Here is a 16467-nt window from a genome sequence, read left to right as displayed (position 1 = left end):
CCAGCCTTCGCTACTATTCGTCGGCCTGCATTTCGGAGGTTAAAAGCCCGGCAACTTCCTGTACCTGGCCGAGCGGCAGGCTGCCCAGCACCAGCCCGGCAATACGCACGCGCACCAGGCGCAGGGTAGCAAAACCCACGGCCGCCGTCATTTTGCGCACCTGCCGGTTTTTGCCTTCGGTTACGGTAATGCTCACCCAGCTGGTAGGGCCGTGCCGCTCGTCGCGGATTTTGCGGGTGCGCGGGGCAAAGTCCGGGGGCGTTTCCAGGCGGAAGGCGGCGCAGGGCAGCGTGAGGTACTTTTCGCCATCCACGCCTATTTCCACGCCCTGCTGCAGCTGCTGCACAGCTTCGTCGGTTATCAGGCCATCTACCTGCGCGTAGTATTCCTTCTCCACGTCCTTGCGCCGGATTCGCTCACTTACCTTGCCGTCGGTGGTCAGCAGGAGCAGGCCCTCGCTGGCTTCGTCCAGGCGGCCAATGGGCATGGTACCTTCGGGGAAATCGTGCAAAGAGCCCAGGAAGTTCTTTTTCTGCTCTCTGGAAGCCTGACTGCGAAACTGGCTGAGGTAGCCGTAGGGCTTGTGCGCTATAAAGTGGCGGTGCGTGCTGGGTTCCTCCATGAAGGCAAAGGCATGAATGCTAAACAGGAGGCAAAGATACCACCGGCGCCGCCGGGAATTGCTGAACGCGCCGGCTGCCCGCAGGCAACGGTTTTACCGTGGCCGGCATCTGCCTGAAACACCGCTTCACCTGTCCGCTCATGCTCGCTTCGTTTCTACTGACCTCTTGCCTGCTGCTGGCCCCGGTTGCCTCACCACCCCCTGACGCGGCGGCCGTAACCATCAGCCTGGCACCCAGCCGCGTGCTGCTGGAAGAGCGGGCCGGCTCCCACCTCAACTTCGATTTTGCCGTGCAGGCCGGCCCCGATTCGCTCTGGCTGCAGAAAGTAGAGGTGTTCATATATGATAAAAGCGGGGCGCTGGTGGTGCGCAAGTTTGTGGATAACAATGGCTTCAGCCCCAGCGTCACCAGCTTGTCGCACCGCATATTTGCGCCCGGCCAAACGACGCTGGTATTCAACCCCTTTCACACGTTTGCGGCTGATATAGACGTGGCCCGTATGCGCTATACCTTCGAGTTCCAGAAGGCAAATCGCACCGAGGTGACGCAGACTATAGAGGTGAAACCGGAGCGCTACCAGCCCCAAACGGCCCTGAAAATTCCCTTAAGCGGCCGCCTGCTCATCTGGGACGGGCACGATGAAAACGCCCACCACCGCCGCCTCGATTTTCAGCACCCCGTGGCCCAGCAGTTCGGCATCCGCAGCAACTTCATGCGCTACGCCCACGATTTTGTGGTGGTGGACGAAAATGGCGAGAAAAACACCGGCACCGGCAAAAAGAACACCGACTACTTCGGCTTCGATCAGCCCGTGCATGCCCCCGCCGCCGGCCGCATAGTAGCCGCCTACGCCCAGCAGCCCGACAACGACAACGGCCAGGACTTCTTCAACCCCCGTGACATGGTGGGCAAAAACCCGCTGCTGCTCTACGGTAACTACCTCGTCATCGACCACGGCCACGGCGAGTTCAGCCTGCTGGGGCACTTGCGCCAAGGCAGCCTGCAAGTGAAAGTAGGGGACCAGGTGCGCGCCGACCAGCTGCTGGCCCACGTGGGCTCCTCGGGCAGCTCCTATTTCCCGCACCTGCACTATGAGCTGCGCACCGGCCCGGACCTGAACGTGGAAGGCCTGCCCACCTACTTCCGCAGGTTCCGGCTGGTGCGCGGCAGCCACAGCCGCCCGGTAGCCAAAGGCGCCGTGGACAGTGGGGATATAGTCTTGCAGGAGCGGAAGTAGCCGGAATAAGGAAGAGGCCGCTGCTCTACTGAGCAGCGGCCTCTTCCTTATGAGTTTAGTGGCTTAGTTTTCCCGGATAAACAGGTAGTTGCCGCCGCCCTGCTTCAGGGTAAACGCTTGCTTGGCGGCATCAAAGTCCAGCTGCAGGCCGGCGGCATCGTACACAAACTGGGTTTTAGATTTGGGCGTGAGCGGGAAGGCACTCTGGCCGGTGGCCTGGGCCATGAGCATACCGCCCGAGGTAGTCACTGTGATTTTCAGGGGCATCTGGGCGCTGGCATAGTTGCCCACGTAGGGCGCCAGCTCGGCGGCCGTGAGGGTAGGAGCCGTAGTGCTGAAGTCAGGCAGGCGGTAGGGTTTATTGAAGGCAACGGATAGTACGCTAATCATCAACTCACTCAGATCATAATTGGTATTGCCGGTGTAGGCTACCGTCAGCTTCTCAGCCGGGAAGTGCACAAGCGCCGCCCGGAAGCCGTCAATGCTTCCAAAGTGCCCGTAGCTTTTGCGGCCATCAAACGGGGCCAGCATCAGGCCCCGGCCGTAGCCATCCTGCATATCCAGCATCTGCTGCAGAGTAGCCGGCTTCACCAGCTTGCCGCTGTAGATTCCTTCCAGAATGCGCGCCAGATCGGGCGTGGTAGAAACCACGGCGCCGGCGCCCCCGGGAATGCTCATGTCGGTTTCGGGCTGCTGCTCCCAGGCCTTGCCGTTCCAGATAAACGAGCGGGCTTCGTGCTTTTTGGCGTCTATGGGGCCGCCGTAGTAGGTGTCTTTTAGTTTCAGCTTGCTCGCAATGCGCTTTTGCAGGGCTTGGGCGTAGGTTTGTTTGGTGACTTTCTCCACCAGGTAGCCCAGCAGCACATAGTTGGTGTTGCTGTAATTGAATTTGGCGCCGGGCTCAAACTCCGCCGGGGCGGCGGCCATAATGGTCAGCATTTCGGCCTGCGTTTTGGGCTGCGTCATGTACTGCCCATAGGCCGCATCATTGGTGAAGCTGTGCAGGCCGCTGCGGTGGTGCAGCAGCTGGTCCACGGTAATTTTCTGGGCGTTGGGCAGCTGCGGAAACCAGGTGGCAATGGGCGCATCCAGCTTCAGTTTGCCTTCTTCCACCAGCTGCATCACCATAGTAGCTGTGAGAAGCTTGGAAACCGAGCCTACCCGGTAGCGCGTGGCGGGGGTGGCGGGCACGGCTGCCGGAGCCGTTTGCTCCAGGCCAATGTTGCGGCTGTACACCACCTTGCCATTCTGCATCAGCGTGAGGCCACCCATCGTTTTGTGGTGGGTTTCCAGCAGCGTGAGCAGGCTGTCAAGCTTGGGCTTGTTAAGAGTGGTCTGGGCCAGGGCGTGGCCGGCCAGCAAGAGCGGCAATGCCAAGAGCGCAAAGGTTTTGCGGATCATAGAACGGGGGTAGAAGTTGGCGCTTACTTATAGAAAGAGGTAGACCGATTTTATAGCCAGAGTAGCTGCCGCGCCGGAAAGTTGCATGCGCGCCAACGCCCTCAGCAAAAGCCGGGAAAGAGGTTTTATTCGAGCAGATAAGCAGCGCCTCCAGGCCGGCCCGCGGGCTGCCCCTGGCAGCAGTAGCCGCAACCCGCCACCGTAACCTCCGCCGGAAGGCCCGCGTATCAGGCCCCAGTATAGCCAGCCGGCTATATCTCTCCCTCTGATCTAACTCTTCATGAACAAGTCACTTCTTTTCCTGTCGGCGGCCGTTGCGTTTACCGCGGCCTCCTGCAATCAGGACAAACCCGCGGCCATGGATGCCGCCACCACTCCCTCCGCCGATACGGCCGTGGTAGTAGGAGACAACAATCTGGATAACGACACGGCCGCCTACCGCACCGAAGCCTCCAGCCTCGCCGACCGTATTGCCCAGGACCTCAACGTGACGGATACGGTAGTGGTCACGCGCATCGAGAAAACCTACTATACCCGCGGCCGCCGCCTGAATGAGATAAACACGCGCTACGCCACCGATACCACGGGCCGCTACGCCGCGCAGCGCCTGGTGAATGATGAAACCGACCGCGAAGTACGGACCATTGTAACCAACCCCACACAGTACCGGACCTACGAAACCAACCGCTCCCGCTACTACGCCGGCACGCCTTACAGCGTAACCACCACTACCACCACGGAGGAGCGCAATGCTGCTCCGGCCCGTCGTAGAGGCCCCGCCATTGAGAAGTATGAGCAGAAAGCCAACGGCGAAACCAAGATCAAATACGCCAACGGCACCACCGTTAAAATCGACAAAGACGGCGACCGGAAAGTGGAGTACCCTAACGGCGTGAAAGTGAAAAAAGACGCTGACGATGGTGAGCGGAAAGTAAAAGACTAACCCTGCTTTTGGCTGAATAAAAAAAGCCCGCTTCCTATCAGGAGCGGGCTTTTTTATGGGCTGAAGCCAGTGGGCTGCAGCTCAGCTTTTGACTTTGAATTCCCGTAGCTCGGCATCAATGCGCTGGTTCCAGCGTTGCTGGGCGGCTTCGTCCTGGCCGTGGCGGGTTTCGGCATCATACTGCTCCTGCACGCGGTTCATCTCCCAGTAGGAGCGCAGGTATTGCAGCTGAATGATACTGTTATAATCAGCGAAGGTGAGGCTGTCGGGCTGCACTTTGCGGCGGAACCGTTCGGCCACCAGCTTCACCAGGTCAAAGTGGCCCTGCTCGTGGCGCAGTGGCTCGGCCGTTTGGGTGCTGGTCCAGGACGAAGAGCGCACCACAAATACTTTCAGGGTCATGTCCAGGTGCAGCTTGCCCTGCGCCATGGAAGGCCGGCCCTGGTAGGCAAAACTGGGAAATACGGCCGCAGCAAACCCCTTGCCCCGTGGCGGGCCGGTAAAATCCGTCCACGCCAGCGGGCGGTTAGGGTCATAAAACAACGTATCCGGCTCTGTCTGCCGCACATCATCCTGAAACCGAACCTCAATGGCCGTAGCCAGGTCCGGGTTGCGGGGCGCCTGCTGCGTTATCCAGGTATGGAAATATACCAGCCCCGATACCAGGGCCTGGCGCAGAGCCGGCGCCACCACCGCCTGCTGAGCCGGCAGGCGGCGGTATTGGGCTCCGCCCCTGTACTCTACCAAGGGCACCCGCTCGCCCTGGCGAGGCCATTCAAAAGCCAGCCGCACGGTTATTTTGCCATCAATGGTGCCGCCGGGGCCCGGCGTTTCGCGCACCTGCAGCTCCTGCACCCGCAGCGTAACCGGCCGGAGCGCCGGGTTGCGGGGCACGCTGCGGCGCACAAATTCCCGGAGGGCGGGCAGCGTGCCGCCCTGCAGTTCCTGCGCGGCCGGTTTGGCGGCTGCCCCGGCGGTGGAAAGCAGGAGCGCTAAAGGAGTGTCTTTCGGCCGGGCATCAACTACTTCGGCCAGGTAAAACTCCCGGGGCAAAAACGGTACGGGCTGGGGCTGCAGCACCAGGGCCGGTGCGGGGCCAGCCTGGAACAGGGCCGCCAGCAATAGGTGGTAGAATAGCAGGAGAACGGATAGCATAGTGAGGCGGCCCTAACACCGGCATACGGCGGGCGGCTAAGCAACACCGTGGCCGGCCTACCCGTTCCGCCGTTACGCCGCGTGCTGGCGCCGGTACTCGCTGGGGCTGTGGCCGGTATGCTTGCGGAAGGTTTTGTTGAAGTGCGACACGTTGTTAAAGCCGCTGGCGTAGCACACTTCCGTCACGGGTACCTCATCCAGCAGCAGTCGGCAGGCGTGGTTTACGCGGCATTCCTGCAGGAAATCGGTTAGGGTATGGCGCGTCATCTTCTTGAAATACCGGCAGAAGGCGGGCACCGATAAATAGGCCACATCGGCTACCTCGCGCACATCCAGCGAGGGGCGGCGATAGTGCTGCTCCAGGTATTGATACACCCGGCTCAGGCGCTGCTGTTCCTTGCCGTGCAGAGCCTGCCCATCGTGGTCGGCATCCAGCACGGTGTAGTCGGGGGAGTGGGCCAGCTCCTGCAGCAGCTGCAGCAGCGTGAGTAGGCGCCGGAAGGGCGGCTCCTCCAGCAGCTGCCGCAGCATGGCACCTACTTTGGTACGGGTAGCGCCCCCAAAGGAAAGGCCCTGGTGCGAGCGGGCCAGCAGCTCCCGCACCGCGGCCATTTCCGGCCGCTGCCAGAAGCCTTCCCCCAGAAAATCGGCCCGCATTTGCACTACTATCTCCTCAAAAGCGCCTTCCTGCCCGTAGCTGAAGGTGAGGTGCGGCAGGTTAGGCCCAATCAGCACCAGCTCTCCCTGCTCAAAGCGCGAAATATGCTGCCCAATGTGCCGCCGCCCGTTACCCTGGGGAATGTACACCAGCTCGTATTCCGGGTGGTGATGCCAGAGCAAACCGCCGTTCTGCACCTCGGTATAATGCAGCAGCGTGAAGGAGCTGTCGGCCGGGGATTGAATATTTTCAAATTGCAGTTTCACGGGATTTAGTGCTAAAGTGGCTGATATAAGCCTCTAAGATAAAGAAACATGTCAACAGAGCACCATAAGTGGTGAATAAGGTAGTGGTGTACAGGGCTATAGAACAGGACCTTTGGGTATACTTTTCATCCGTGCCGAATGAAAGCTCTCCTGAACCGCTCGTTGCTCTTGTTGCTGGTTGGTTTGATGCTCACCGGCGCTGCGGAAGCTGGGGTAAAGCAACTGGTCGTTGGGGGTTCCCTAACGGAGCCTGTCTCACTCCGGTTGCGGGCTGCTCAGGTTACTAAATACCTGGCGTATGCCCTCCAGCTCAGTGCCCGGCAGGAGGTGGCCGTTCGGCGGTGCGTGTATGAAGAGTTCCGTCAGCTTGACTCGCTGGCGCAGGCGCCGGTAGCTGTGGTCCCCAACACCACGGATGCGGGCAACCAACTGCGTCAGCAAAGCGAGCTGCGGATTGTGCAGCGCTACGAAACTGCCATGGCGCGCCTGCTGACCCCCGGTCAGCTGAGCGCTTTTACCTGGCTACAGGAGCGGCAGCCGGTAGCGCGGCAATAGTGCATACATAGTGGGGTGCGGTACCATGGGTGGGGCCGTAACCTTTTCTATAGTGTGGGAGACAAGTTGGGTGGGAATCTAAGAACGGAGCTGGGGAGCTCCGTTCTTTTTTTGTGCCTACCCCTCCGTTATCTGGCGCACGTGGTGCTCCAGGTGCACGCTGTAGTCTTCTATCAGCCAGCCCAGCGTTACGGAATAGCCATTGTCAAAATCGACGCGGTGCTTTAGCTTTTCCTTGGGAATGCGGCTGATGATGCGCGTAAGCTGCTGGTTATACAGCGTCCAGAGCTGCAGCAGCTCGGCGGCCGGAGCGTGGCGGTAAGCACCGCACTGCACCCATTCTTCCTGGTTGTAGGGCACCATCTGGTAGGCCGCGGGCTCCGTCTGGCAGAGCACAAACCGGCGGTGATTATTGCACGCGGAGTCAATCAGGTGTCCCAGAATTTCCTTGCGCGACCATTTGCCGGGGGCCAGCGGGAGCTCCATCTCTTCCTCCGAAAAGGAGCGCAGGTGCGCATTAAGCACCACCAACATTTCCTGTAATCGGGATACGGCTTCGTGGGCGAGGGTAGCGGAGATAGGCATGGGCGTTACCGAGGCGTACCGCAGGGGCAGCGTCGGCGGATAGGGTTAGGGCGGAAATTACTTAATATTCCCGGCGCAGTACCATTAAAATAGAAGGAAATAGGCCGGAGGGCGTATTTTTATTCCGACTTCCGGAAAAAGCCTTCCGCTTCCACCCAGCCAGTGGGCAACTTTCCGGGCCGCATTTCGCTTTCTTTAGAAACCTACTCACCCTCCTCTTTTCGCAGTCTGCATGGCTTCCAACGTAACCTCTCCGCTTCCGGCGGCACCCCGGGTAGATACTTTGCGGGCCTTATTTGAGCAGCAGCGCCAACACCAGCCGGTACTGCGCCGTGCTACTGCCGCTGAGCGCGGCCAGCGCCTGCGCCGGCTAGCCGGGTGGATTACCGCCAACCGCACGGCTATTCAGGAGGCACATTTCGCTGATTTTCGCAAGCCCGCTGCCGAAACCGACCTCACTGAAATCTGGCCTTCTCTGGGGGAGATAAAGCACACGCTGGCCCACCTCAAGCAATGGATGCGGCCCCGCAAAGTAAAAACGCCCCTGTCGTTGCTGGGCACCACTTCCTGGGTGCAGTATGAGCCCCGCGGCGTTTGCCTGATTATCTCACCCTGGAATTACCCCTTTTACCTGGCCGTAGACCCGCTGATTTCGGCGCTGGCTGCCGGCAACTGCTGCATCATTAAGCCCTCGGAGCTCACGCCTCACGTGGCCGCCCTGCTGCGCCGCATGGTAGAAGAGGTGTTTGAGCCCGGTGAAGTAGCCCTGGTGGAAGGCGACAAAGACGTAGCCACCGCGCTGCTCAAGCTGCCCTTCGACCATATATTCTTCACCGGCAGCCCGCAGGTAGGCAAAGTAGTAATGCGCGCCGCTGCCGAGCACCTCACCAGCATTACCCTGGAGCTGGGCGGCAAGTCGCCGGTGGTGGTAGATGAAACCGCCGACCTGCGCGATGCCGCCGAAAAGCTGATTTGGGGCAAGTGCGTAAATGCCGGCCAAACCTGCGTGGCCCCCGACTATGTGCTGGTGCACGAGAAAGTGCAGGACGCGCTGCTCACCGAAATGCGCACCGTTATTCACCAGTACTATAACCCCCGGAATGGCGGTGTACAGGAGTCCACCTCCTTTGCGCGCATTGTAAACGGGCACCATTTCGACCGTCTGGCCGGGTTGCTGGAGGAGGCGCAGGTGTCTGGTGCCACCATTGCCCTGGGCGGCAGCATCAACCCGGATCAGTGTTTCATCGAGCCTACCGTCCTCACGCACGTAGCACCCGAGAGCCGCATTATGCAGGAAGAAATCTTCGGGCCCCTGCTCCCCATGGTGCCTTATAATTCCCTGCAAAGCGCCGTCGATTTTATTAATAGCCGGCCCAAGCCGCTGGCCCAGTACATCTTCAGCCGCAGCCGCGAAAACCAGCAATATCTGCTGGCGAATGTTACGGCCGGGGGCGCCGCCATCAACGAAACCATTCTGCACCTGGCCCACCCGGAGCTGCCGTTTGGTGGCGCCGGCAACAGCGGCATCGGCAAAGCGCACGGCCACTTCGGCTTTCTGGCGTTTTCCAATGAGAAAGGGGTGCTGAAGCAGCGCCTGGGCCGCACCGGCATCAAGCTGATGTACCCGCCCTACACCCCCAAAGTGCGCGGCCTGATTGATATGCTGCTGAAGTATTTCTAGCCCGGTAGCGCGAAGCTCCGGCTTCGCGCACGAGCGGAGCGAGTAGCAGGCGTATGCTTACGTATAGCCAACGCGTAGGAACTCGCGTTGCTCGTGCGCGAAGCCGGAGCTTCGCGCTACTTTCCGCAAAAAAGAAAAACGCTGCAAGCCGACTACTTTACGCGGAAAAGCCCGATATTTTCCGGGGCGCAAACATTTTGGTGCGCCCGGCTGCAACTTGCTTTCCTCGGGCAATGACCTTTTCTGATGCACAACGCGCCGTGCTGCGCGCCCTGGCCGATACTTTTATTCCGGCCGTGGCCGGCCATGCGGAACAAACGGAGTATTGGCTGCGCGCCGGCTCCCAGGGAGTAGATCTGGACAAGGTGGCCGAGGTATTGTCCGGGCAACCCCTGGCGGCCCAGCAGGAGTTCCGGCAGCTGCTTACGCTGCTGGATACGCCCGCGCTGGGCCTCACCTGGTTTGGGCCGCTGCGCCCGTTCACCCACCTGGCGCCCGCGCAGCGCGAGAAAATGCTGCAAAGCTGGGCCCAGAGCAATGTGCCGCAGCTGCGCAAAGGCTTTCAGGCGTTGCGCAAGCTGTTTTCCTTTCTGTTTTATGGCGATGCGCCCGCTACCGGCCCCAACCCGGTGTGGGCCGCCATCGGCTACCCCGGCCCGCAGCCCAATGATGCGCCGGTAGATACGCCCAAGCCCATCCGCACGCTGCAGCTCACCACCGATACCACTTTAGAGTGTGACGTGCTCATCATTGGCAGCGGCGCCGGGGGCGGCGTAGTGGCCGGGGAGCTGGCCGCGGCCGGCTTTGATGTGCTGGTGATAGAAAAAGGCCCCTACTGCCACGGCTGCGACTTCACGCAGCGGGAAGTAGATATGCTGGGCAAGCTTTATGATGCCAAAGGTGCCCTGGCCACCCAGGATGGGGGCATAGCCCTGCTGGCCGGCAGCTGCCTGGGCGGAGGTACCACCATCAACTGGGCCGGCGCCTTCCGCACCCCCGATTATATTCTGCAGGAGTGGGCCCGGGAGCATGAAGTGCCGCACTTCACTTCCCTGGAGTTCAAAAAAAGCCTGGATGCCGTGAGCCGGGCGCTGAGCGTGAACATAGAGTACACCCGCCACAACGGCCAGAACCAGGCCCTATGGGACGGCTCTACCCGCCTGGGGCAGGAAGTGAAACTGATTCCGCGCAACGAAAAGGGCCTGACCGACTCTGAAGAGCATTTCCGCAGTCTGGGTTTCAGCCCCCTCGGCGACCGGCACGCCATCAAACAAGGCACCCTAAATACCTACCTGCAGCAAGCCTTCGACCACGGTGCCCGCTTCCTCTGCGACACGCAGGTGGAGCGCGTGCTGGTGCGCGAGGGCCAGGCCGCCGGCGCCGAAGCGGTGTATACACCCGCCAATGGCCAACCCGTGCGCATTACGGTGCGGGCCCGCCGCGTGGTGGTAGCCGGCGGCTCTATTCAAACGCCGGCGCTGCTGTTGCGTAGCGGGCTGCGCCACCCGCATCTGGGGCGGCACCTGCACCTGCATCCCACGGTGGCCGTTTCCGGGTTATACCCCCACCTGATGGAGCCTTGGTTTGGACCGATGATGTCGGTGGTGAATGATGGCTATACCATGCTCCATGGCACCAACTTTGGCGCCAAGCTGGAAACCCCGCCTGCCCACCCGGGCCTGATGGCCATGGTGCTGCCCTGGCTCTCCGGGGAACAGCACAAGCAAATGATGCTGCAGGCCGCCCGCATGGGCCACTTTATTGTACTAACCCGCGACCGGGACGGGGGCCGGGTAAGCGTGGACAAGCAGGGCGCACCTTGCATCGATTATACTCTCAGTGAGTTTGACCGCGCTAACATGCTGCAGGGCGTACGCGCCGCCGCCGAAATTCACGCCGCGGCCGGCGCCCGGGAAGTGTACCTGCCGCACGGCTCCCTGCCCACTTTGCAGGCAAAGGATGGCCAGATTATTAACCCTGAGGTGCTGGACCGGCTGCCGCATCTGGGGTGGCGGGCCAATCAGTTTGGGCTATACAGTGCCCACCAGATGAGCACCTGCCGCATGGGCGGCCACGCCGCCACGCACCCCGTAGGACCAAACGGAGAAACCCGCGAGGTAAAAAACCTCTTCGTAGCCGATGCCTCCGCTTTTCCGGCCTGCAGCGGCGTAAACCCTATGCTGACTATTATGGCCCTGGCGCATTACACGGCGCAGCAATTGAAAGGCGGCGCATAAGGGTTGCGGCAGCGGTGAAATATTAAATTCAGGATAACTATAGGATTATTCCGGAAGGTTTGGTAAATCTTGCACTCAGGAAAGATAGAATCTGCCTGAATGCGCCCTTTTACTACCTCTTCTATGAAAATAACCTTTACCTCTACTGCCTGCGGGCTGTTGTTGCTGGCCATGGTATCCTCCGGGTGCGTGCGCTTCAGTATTTACCTGCCGGATAGTGCCTTTGAGGCCGTGAAGCCGGAGGAAAAGCCGGCGGAGCCCAAAAGCCCGGCCCGCGACCTGACCAACGCCATGACGGAAGAGCTGAAGCTGGAGCCCGGGCAGCAGGGGCGCATCCATGAAATACTGTACGCTACGCTGCAAAAAGCCCGGGCGGCCCGTACCCTCTACGCCGATAACCCGATGGCCATGAACACCGCCCTGCGCCACATTAATGCCGACTCGGAGCGGCAGCTGCGGCAGGCGCTTTCCCTGGCGCAGTACCAGCAGTATATGGTGGGGCGGCAGCGGATACAGGCCCGTATGCAGGCCAAAGCCGCGCCTGCGCCAACGGCACCCATCACGCAGTAAAAACCGGGGTGCCGGCCCGCAGGCCACGAAAGACAAGCCAGAAGTAAGCCTTTGGTGCGAATTTCGCGTATGCAGGGGCGCACGCTTATCCCTTACCCATGTCTGCCGCCCGTTTTTTGCTGTTGCTGGCCGTTTGCGCCCCGCTTGTTTTTAGTAACTGTGCCCGTCGGAATAAAGCTGAGACTCCGGCTAAAACTACAGCTGTAGCCGAGCCGGCACGCCCCGCCGCACCCATTGCCCGCACCGCTGCCCGCGACCTGGCCTCCGTGATGGGCGAGGAATTGCAGCTCAGCAACGAGCAGCAGGCACAGGTGCGGGTACTGCTAAAATCGACGGTGCAGCAGGTGAATGCGGCCCGGGAGCAATACCCCAACGACCGCACCGCCCTTACCACGGAACTCAAGCGCATCAATGCGGAGTCAGAAAACCAGTTGAAGCAATTGTTTACACCCGAGCAATTCAAGCAGTATCAACTGAAAAAGCGGGATATTCAGGCCAAAATGCAGGCCCGCAAGGCTGGCGGCGAGAAATAGCCTCGGCCGCCGCTAAACTTAAGCCCCAGGGCTGCGTTTGCGGGAATTAGCGGCCAGCAGGCTGCCTCCTGCTTATGCGTTTTCAATCCTACACGCTGCGTTTCAACCCCCGCCTTAGCCTGAACAAGGCCGGCAAACATGTGCGCGACGGCCTCTCCACGGCACTACGCACCGGCGACAATCTCTGGTTAAGCTGTGATGAGCGCACCACCATTGAGCGGCTGCGGCTGGTAGGCCCGCATAAATTTGCGGAACACACCTCGTACCCGCTGGCTGATTTATTGGACTTGCCTTCTGATGCAGACGAGGAAATTGACATTGAGGGCATGGGTGAGGCAAACGGCTACCTCTGGCTGGTGGGCTCCCACAGCCTGAAGCGCAAGCAGCCCGACCCCAACCACGAGGATGTAGCCAAGCAGCTGGAGAAGCTGGCCAAAGTAAAACAGGAGCCCAACCGCTACCTGCTGGCCCGCATTCCGCTGCTACCCAACCCCGAAACCGGCGAGTATGAGCTGTTTCGGGAGGTGCCGGACCCTGCCAGGGCCGGTCATACGCTGCGCGTCGCCCAGCTCCACGGCTCCGATACCGCCAATGACCTGACGGACCTGCTGGCCCACGATCCGCACCTAAAGCACTTCCTCAAAATACCGGGCAAGGATAATGGCCTTGATATAGAAGGGCTGGCCGCCACGCCCGATGGGCGCTTGTTTATAGGGCTGCGCGGCCCGGTTTTGCGGGGCTGGGCCGTGGTGCTGGAACTGCTGCTGGAAGAAGATAAGCCCGGCCGCCTGCGCCTGCGCAAACAGGAAGGGGCTTCCGAGAAGTACTACAAAAAGCACTTTCTGGACCTGAAGGGAATGGGCGTGCGGGAGTTGCGCCAGATTGATAACGACCTGCTGCTGCTGGCCGGCCCCACCATGGATCTGGATGGCACCATTGCCGTATTCCGCTGGCGCGACGCCCTGCACTGCCCCACCGACGGCTTCATTGATGAAGACCACCTCATACGCCTGTTTGACGTGCCCCACGGTACCGGTGCCACCGCCGGTCAGGACCGCGCCGAAGGCATGGGCCTGCTCGACAAAGACCATATTCTGGTAGTGTTTGATAGCCCGACCGATGCCCGCAAGCCCGCGCCCCACCAGGTACAGGCGGCCGCTTATCGGTTACCTGACTAGCGCTTCCCTGCCCGCCAACCGTTTTCTAATCCTTTTCTTTGCCGCCTATGGCCGATTCATCTGCGCTGGTGCGCACCCCCGAAACCTCCCACCGCGTCTACTTTCAGGACTGCGACATGCTGGGCCACCTCAACAATGCCCGTTTCCTGGATTACTTTCTGAATGCCCGCGAAGAGCAGGTAGCCCAGCACTACGCCCTGAATATGGGCCAGCTGGCGCGCGAGCAGAATGCCAGCTGGGTGATTACCAAGCACCACCTCAGCTACCTGCGCCCGGCCCGCCAGGGCGAAATTGTGCACATTCGCACCCAGCTCATCCATTTCGACAACTCCAATCTGGTAGTAGAAATGCAGATGCTGAACGAGGATGGCCAGAAGCTGAAAGCCGTGCTCTGGTCGGAAATGACGTTTGTGAAAGTAGATTCCGGCGTGCGTACCGACCACTCCGATGACCTGATGGACATGCTGGAGCAGCTGGACGTGGAAGGCATTGACTACGACCCCGACGGGTTTGATGACCGGGTACGGGCGCTGCGCAAAGAGCTGAAGCGGGCCCGCTCCGGCGAGCAGGAATAAAGAACCCCAGCCCCTGGTTTGCGTTAGAGAAGAGCCGGAGCCGCCGTGGGTAGCTCCGGCTTTTTGTTCTCTATCCTTCTTAAACCAACCCTGAACTGCTATGAGTATCTTTGGAAACGACTCCCTGAAAGGCAAGAAAATAGCCATTGTAGCCACCGACGGCTTTGAGCAGTCGGAGCTGGAAAAGCCCAAGAAATTTCTGGAAGGCGAAGGCGCTACCACCCACGTCATCTCCCTGAAAAGCGGCTCTATTAAGGGCTGGGACGAAAAAGACTGGGGCGATAAAGTCTCGGTAGACAAAGTTATCGGCGACGTGAAAGTGGCCGATTATGACGCTCTGGTACTGCCCGGTGGCCAAATGAACCCCGACGTGCTGCGCACCGATAAAAAGGCCGTCAGCTTCATTGGGGAGTTTGTGCGCTCCGGCAAGCCCGTAGCCGCCATTTGCCACGGCCCCTGGACCTTGATTGAAGCCGGCGTAGTGAAAGGCCGCAAAGTAACCAGCTGGCCCAGCCTGCACACCGACCTGCAGAATGCCGGCGCCACCTGGGTAGATGAAACCGTGGTGGTAGATGGCAACCTGATTACCAGCCGCAACCCCCAGGACATTCCCAACTTCAACGAGAAGATTAAAGAAGCCCTGGTAAAGGAAAAGGTTAACGCCTAGCGCATCCTGCTTTCCTGATTGCAGCGCCCCACCCGTCTCCGCACGGGTGGGGCGCTGCAATCAGGAAAGCAGGGCCAGCAGCGCTTCGGCGTAGCGGTGGTACAGGAAGTAAAAGCCGGTATCAAACAGCAGCAAAAAGCCACCCTGCAGCCACAGCGAGCGGCCAAAACCCAGCAGGCGCTCCGGCCGGCGTGGCGCGCAGGCACCCCGCGCCCGCAGCCAGCTGCCCACGCACAAATACGCTACATCCAGGCCCGCATTCAGCAGCAAAATTTTCTCCAGTGTGAACTGCTCCTGCAGGCTGGTTGCCAGCGTGAGCCCGGCTACCGGCCCCGGCTGCGCCCGCAGAATGCCAGCCACGGCTAGGAGCAGGTTAATAATGTTCCAGCCCGCGTTCATCTGGTGGAAATAGTGGGCCTCGGTGCGCCGGTCGGTGCGGGCCACCCAGTAGCCGCTGACCAGCAGGTTGAGCAGGGCCCAGGTACCCAGCACGGCCATGGCGTGCTCCGTGAGCAGCTCTCGTTGGTGGTGTAGCAGCGCAAGCGTAGCCGAGGTATCCATGAGCGTAGCGGGAAGATGAAAGCACAAAAAAAGGAAGCCCGTTCGGACTTCCTTTTTCTATAAAAAAGGGAGGCTTAGTTGTTGATGCCTACGCCTACATACACCTGAAATACACCGTTCTTGATGTTGGTCAGGGCCTGCGCGCCGGTAGTTCTGGGGTCCTTGATGATGTCGTTGAGGCCAGCGGTGTAGCGGCCCCCAATGCGGGCGGGGCCTACGCGGGCTTCCACGCCACCAGCCAGGCCGTAGTCCAGGCTGCTGTAACTATAGTCGTACACGTACGCGCCGTTGCTGCTTTGCTCGTTGGCAATTTTACGGTCCAGGTCACCCTCTTTCACCTTGGTTAGCAAGGAAACCTGCGGGCCTATGTGAATGCTCACGTTATCGAGGAAGTTATAGACCAGCAGTACGGGCACCTGCAGGTAGTCGAGGCGGCGGGTTTCAGCGGAGGTGTTATTGGGCGTGCCGCCCTTAAAGCCCTGGCGGCTATATAGAATTTCGGGCTGCAGCGAGAACTTCTCGGAGAAGCTGAACTGGGAGTAGAAGCCGGCGTGGAAGGCCGTATAGTTCTCCGTGTTGGTGTAGTTCTTTTTATCCGCGCCGCGGATATCGGCAAAGTTTACCCCGGCCTTAATGCCGAAGCCGCCATTGCGGGAATCGGTGGTGCCTTTGGGGTAGTCCGTGGAGGATAAGGCTCCGCCGGGGCGAACCTGGGCCTGAGCAGTAGCAAGGGTGGCAGCGCAAACAGAGAAAAGGAGCAGAAGCTTTTTCATAAGATATAGTCGTTCGGTGGAATAGGAAGCAGGGGACTGGCCCATGCAAATCATATCCGACTATACTTAGATGCAGTTAGAATGTTACATATCGTAGATAAGGGAGCACAAAATACCGTCGGTTTTTCGTTGATAATGCACCGGCTTCCAGTATATTTGACTTTTACGGCCGCCGCCAGTGGACGTGTCGGGGCATTAGCTCAGCTGGTTCAGAGCGCTACCTTGACAGGGTAGAGGTCACTGGTTCGAGCCCAGTATGCCTCACGCAT

17 protein-coding genes and 1 tRNA gene are annotated in these 16467 nt (G+C 60.1%); 11 read left to right on the top strand and 7 right to left on the bottom strand.

Annotated features, from left to right (window positions below; all coding sequences use genetic code 11):
• Positions 1–13: 13 nt before the first annotated feature.
• Complete coding sequence (locus tag PK28_RS00230; RefSeq protein WP_044510228.1) at positions 14–622, bottom strand: pseudouridine synthase; 609 nt, start codon at positions 620–622, stop codon at positions 14–16.
• 140 nt (positions 623–762) lie between these two features.
• On the opposite strand from PK28_RS00230, the gene PK28_RS18705 reads away from it, so the two are divergent.
• Positions 763–1860 (top strand): M23 family metallopeptidase, encoded by a 1098-nt coding sequence (locus PK28_RS18705; RefSeq protein ID WP_156126170.1) that lies wholly within the window; start codon positions 763–765, stop codon positions 1858–1860.
• A 63-nt stretch (positions 1861–1923) separates the two neighbouring features.
• Here PK28_RS18705 and PK28_RS00220 read toward each other — a convergent pair whose 3' ends face one another.
• Positions 1924–3261 carry a serine hydrolase domain-containing protein gene (locus PK28_RS00220; RefSeq protein WP_044510225.1) on the bottom strand — a complete coding sequence of 446 codons (1338 nt, stop codon included), beginning with the start codon at positions 3259–3261 and terminating at the stop codon, positions 1924–1926.
• A gap of 280 nt (positions 3262–3541) precedes the next feature.
• Here PK28_RS00220 and PK28_RS00215 point away from each other — a divergent pair, with 280 nt between their 5' ends.
• Positions 3542–4204, top strand: coding sequence for a T-complex 10 C-terminal domain-containing protein (locus PK28_RS00215; RefSeq protein WP_044510222.1), 663 nt, complete (start codon positions 3542–3544; stop codon positions 4202–4204).
• An 81-nt stretch (positions 4205–4285) separates the two neighbouring features.
• On the opposite strand, the gene PK28_RS00210 is transcribed toward PK28_RS00215, so the two are convergent.
• Entirely contained in the window at positions 4286–5359 is a 1074-nt protein-coding gene (locus PK28_RS00210; RefSeq protein ID WP_044510221.1) for a hypothetical protein, read from the bottom strand.
• Positions 5360–5431: 72 nt separating this feature from the next.
• Positions 5432–6283, bottom strand: coding sequence for an AraC family transcriptional regulator (locus tag PK28_RS00205; protein WP_044510218.1), 852 nt, complete (start codon positions 6281–6283; stop codon positions 5432–5434).
• 138 nt (positions 6284–6421) lie between these two features.
• Between PK28_RS00205 and PK28_RS00200 the strand changes: the two genes are divergently transcribed.
• Positions 6422–6838, top strand: a complete 417-nt coding sequence (locus tag PK28_RS00200) for a hypothetical protein (RefSeq protein WP_044510216.1) — start codon at positions 6422–6424, stop codon at positions 6836–6838.
• A 117-nt stretch (positions 6839–6955) separates the two neighbouring features.
• Here PK28_RS00200 and PK28_RS00195 read toward each other — a convergent pair whose 3' ends face one another.
• The gene (locus PK28_RS00195; protein WP_071885028.1) at positions 6956–7423 is read right to left on the bottom strand and encodes a DinB family protein; all 468 of its coding nucleotides are present in this window, start codon (positions 7421–7423) and stop codon (positions 6956–6958) included.
• A gap of 232 nt (positions 7424–7655) precedes the next feature.
• On the opposite strand from PK28_RS00195, the gene PK28_RS00190 reads away from it, so the two are divergent.
• From PK28_RS00190 to PK28_RS00160, 7 genes are all read left to right on the top strand, one after another.
• On the top strand, positions 7656–9104 hold the full coding sequence (locus tag PK28_RS00190; RefSeq protein WP_052430498.1) for an aldehyde dehydrogenase family protein: 1449 nt from the start codon (positions 7656–7658) through the stop codon (positions 9102–9104).
• A gap of 233 nt (positions 9105–9337) precedes the next feature.
• Positions 9338–11341, top strand: a complete 2004-nt coding sequence (locus tag PK28_RS00185; RefSeq protein WP_044510213.1) for an FAD-dependent oxidoreductase — start codon at positions 9338–9340, stop codon at positions 11339–11341.
• 123 nt (positions 11342–11464) lie between these two features.
• Positions 11465–11911 carry a hypothetical protein gene (locus PK28_RS00180; RefSeq protein ID WP_156126169.1) on the top strand — a complete coding sequence of 149 codons (447 nt, stop codon included), beginning with the start codon at positions 11465–11467 and terminating at the stop codon, positions 11909–11911.
• A gap of 98 nt (positions 11912–12009) precedes the next feature.
• Positions 12010–12444: a hypothetical protein gene (locus tag PK28_RS00175; RefSeq protein WP_044510207.1), complete on the top strand. Its 435-nt coding sequence runs from the start codon at positions 12010–12012 to the stop codon at positions 12442–12444.
• A gap of 74 nt (positions 12445–12518) precedes the next feature.
• Positions 12519–13622 carry a DUF3616 domain-containing protein gene (locus PK28_RS00170; RefSeq protein ID WP_048825351.1) on the top strand — a complete coding sequence of 368 codons (1104 nt, stop codon included), beginning with the start codon at positions 12519–12521 and terminating at the stop codon, positions 13620–13622.
• Positions 13623–13669: 47 nt separating this feature from the next.
• Entirely contained in the window at positions 13670–14197 is a 528-nt protein-coding gene (locus tag PK28_RS00165) for an acyl-CoA thioesterase (RefSeq protein WP_044510205.1), read from the top strand.
• 100 nt (positions 14198–14297) lie between these two features.
• On the top strand, positions 14298–14864 hold the full coding sequence (locus PK28_RS00160) for a type 1 glutamine amidotransferase domain-containing protein (RefSeq protein WP_044510203.1): 567 nt from the start codon (positions 14298–14300) through the stop codon (positions 14862–14864).
• Between the two features lie 60 nt (positions 14865–14924).
• On the opposite strand, the gene PK28_RS00155 is transcribed toward PK28_RS00160, so the two are convergent.
• Both PK28_RS00155 and PK28_RS00150 read right to left on the bottom strand, forming a co-directional pair.
• Entirely contained in the window at positions 14925–15425 is a 501-nt protein-coding gene (locus PK28_RS00155; protein WP_048825348.1) for a DUF6992 family protein, read from the bottom strand.
• Positions 15426–15499: 74 nt separating this feature from the next.
• Positions 15500–16198, bottom strand: coding sequence for a porin family protein (locus tag PK28_RS00150; protein WP_048825345.1), 699 nt, complete (start codon positions 16196–16198; stop codon positions 15500–15502).
• Between the two features lie 189 nt (positions 16199–16387).
• On the opposite strand from PK28_RS00150, the gene PK28_RS00145 reads away from it, so the two are divergent.
• Positions 16388–16462: transfer RNA gene (locus PK28_RS00145), tRNA-Val, on the top strand.
• Positions 16463–16467 lie beyond the last annotated feature (5 nt).

The organism is Hymenobacter sp. DG25B, from assembly GCF_000801315.1.
In the GTDB taxonomy this organism is placed as follows: Bacteria; Bacteroidota; Bacteroidia; order Cytophagales; family Hymenobacteraceae; genus Hymenobacter.
The sequence above is the reverse complement of the archived record's forward strand: the minus strand, read 5'-3'. Positions and strand labels throughout refer to the sequence as shown.

What these genes read in the sequence shown, in the direction of transcription:
- PK28_RS00230 (WP_044510228.1), bottom strand. Translation starts at nt 622, where the DNA reads ATGGAGGAACCCAGCACGCACCGCCACTTTATAGCGCACAAGCCCTAC.
- PK28_RS00155 (WP_048825348.1), bottom strand. Translation starts at nt 15,425, where the DNA reads ATGGATACCTCGGCTACGCTTGCGCTGCTACACCACCAACGAGAGCTG.
- PK28_RS18705 (WP_156126170.1), top strand. Translation starts at nt 763, where the DNA reads ATGCTCGCTTCGTTTCTACTGACCTCTTGCCTGCTGCTGGCCCCGGTT.
- PK28_RS00185 (WP_044510213.1), top strand. Translation starts at nt 9,338, where the DNA reads ATGACCTTTTCTGATGCACAACGCGCCGTGCTGCGCGCCCTGGCCGAT.
- PK28_RS00190 (WP_052430498.1), top strand. Translation starts at nt 7,656, where the DNA reads ATGGCTTCCAACGTAACCTCTCCGCTTCCGGCGGCACCCCGGGTAGAT.
- PK28_RS00220 (WP_044510225.1), bottom strand. Translation starts at nt 3,261, where the DNA reads ATGATCCGCAAAACCTTTGCGCTCTTGGCATTGCCGCTCTTGCTGGCC.
- PK28_RS00160 (WP_044510203.1), top strand. Translation starts at nt 14,298, where the DNA reads ATGAGTATCTTTGGAAACGACTCCCTGAAAGGCAAGAAAATAGCCATT.
- PK28_RS00175 (WP_044510207.1), top strand. Translation starts at nt 12,010, where the DNA reads ATGTCTGCCGCCCGTTTTTTGCTGTTGCTGGCCGTTTGCGCCCCGCTT.
- PK28_RS00215 (WP_044510222.1), top strand. Translation starts at nt 3,542, where the DNA reads ATGAACAAGTCACTTCTTTTCCTGTCGGCGGCCGTTGCGTTTACCGCG.
- PK28_RS00210 (WP_044510221.1), bottom strand. Translation starts at nt 5,359, where the DNA reads ATGCTATCCGTTCTCCTGCTATTCTACCACCTATTGCTGGCGGCCCTG.
- PK28_RS00165 (WP_044510205.1), top strand. Translation starts at nt 13,670, where the DNA reads ATGGCCGATTCATCTGCGCTGGTGCGCACCCCCGAAACCTCCCACCGC.
- PK28_RS00170 (WP_048825351.1), top strand. Translation starts at nt 12,519, where the DNA reads ATGCGTTTTCAATCCTACACGCTGCGTTTCAACCCCCGCCTTAGCCTG.
- PK28_RS00150 (WP_048825345.1), bottom strand. Translation starts at nt 16,198, where the DNA reads ATGAAAAAGCTTCTGCTCCTTTTCTCTGTTTGCGCTGCCACCCTTGCT.
- PK28_RS00180 (WP_156126169.1), top strand. Translation starts at nt 11,465, where the DNA reads ATGAAAATAACCTTTACCTCTACTGCCTGCGGGCTGTTGTTGCTGGCC.
- PK28_RS00200 (WP_044510216.1), top strand. Translation starts at nt 6,422, where the DNA reads ATGAAAGCTCTCCTGAACCGCTCGTTGCTCTTGTTGCTGGTTGGTTTG.
- PK28_RS00195 (WP_071885028.1), bottom strand. Translation starts at nt 7,423, where the DNA reads ATGCCTATCTCCGCTACCCTCGCCCACGAAGCCGTATCCCGATTACAG.